This is a genomic window from Thermoactinospora rubra (genome assembly GCF_002093975.1).
Classification (GTDB): domain Bacteria; phylum Actinomycetota; class Actinomycetes; order Streptosporangiales; family Streptosporangiaceae; genus Nonomuraea; species Nonomuraea rubra_A.
Window position 1 is genome coordinate 1 of record NZ_MSZZ01000126.1, and the last position, 1,186, is coordinate 1,186.

General features: G+C 66.4%; 1 protein-coding gene. It reads right to left on the minus strand.

Annotated features, from left to right (window positions below; genetic code table 11):
• Positions 1-453 precede the first annotated feature (453 nt).
• Positions 454-849 (minus strand): hypothetical protein, encoded by a 396-nt coding sequence (locus BSB02_RS40985; protein ID WP_158088884.1) that lies wholly within the window; start codon positions 847-849, stop codon positions 454-456.
• Positions 850-1,186 lie beyond the last annotated feature (337 nt).

A 1,186-nucleotide genomic window follows, 5' to 3' on the forward strand; every position in this document is an offset into this window, starting at 1 on the left:
CCCTGATCCGTGTCCTTTCCTACAGACACATCTGCGGAACCCAAGGCGCATGGGCGATGACAAATGGGCCCATGGCGCGAGCTGCCGCCGGCGACGCGCCGAGCGCGGTCACGGCGGGGGCCGCCAGCGCGGCGGCCATGAACCCCCGCCGCGTCAACGCCTGGGCCGGAGCATGGAACTGACACACCGTGATACCTCTCATTAGTAAGAGCAGATCTCAGACAGGGGCCGTATTCTCCACTCGCGCCGTGGCTGCGCGGGCTTAGATCATGTCCTACGGGGAGCGTTTTCATCCTGAGTGGCGGCCATCCGCCTGCCGCCGCGCCGGCTCCGCCGGCAACGAAGCCATCGCCACCACCGCCTCGCACGCCTGCACCCGCGGTAGAAGGCGGTTTCACGTTCAACCAGCCAGGCCAGTAAACGCCCAGCTCAGAAGGTCACTCTCTACGGTTCCTAAGAGGCGGGCTTTCGGATCCGGGGTGCCTCGTCCACCAGCCATTCGTCGATGAGGTCAGCGAACTGTGGCAGTGAGTCGTAGTGCCGGCGCACGATGTCACGAGCGCCCGGCCAGAGACTGTGGCGCAGGGCATCCAGGCCGGCGCGGCGTACGCCCGCCACCGGGTCCAGCAGCGCCCGCTCAAACGCCTCCAGATAGCGCACATCATCCTGTAGCAGCGCACACCCTGGATGATCAGGGTCCTCCGGCGCCGTCTGCGCTGCGCTGAGGGCCGCGCTGTGCTGGAGGAAGGCCAGCGCGCGGACCGCCCGCATCTTCTCCAGCGGCTCCGTCGCCGCGCGCGTCGTCTCGAACAGATCCTCGGGAGCCTCCAAGTCGAACAGCTCCGTCAACCGCGCGGCGAACGACTCCGGCCGAGCCTCTACGTAACGCAAACCGCTGCGGTGGTCCTCTGACAGGACGCACTCGCCTTCGTTCCCCCGCCATGACCAGCTCCGGAACCGGATGACGTCTCGCGGGTACTCGTCTGTCAGGACCCATTCTCGGTCGGCAGCGTACTCACGCAGCTGGGCGGAGCTGCTGCCTGGCCGCAACACTCCGGCAAACCATGCTTCGGTAGCACGCTCACTCATCGCCGTCCTCCTCCTCGCCTTCCTCGTCTTGATCCTCCTCGTCGTCCCAATGGGGGACTGTACGAATAAGGGTGTAACTCCTGAGACCTGAGGGGCG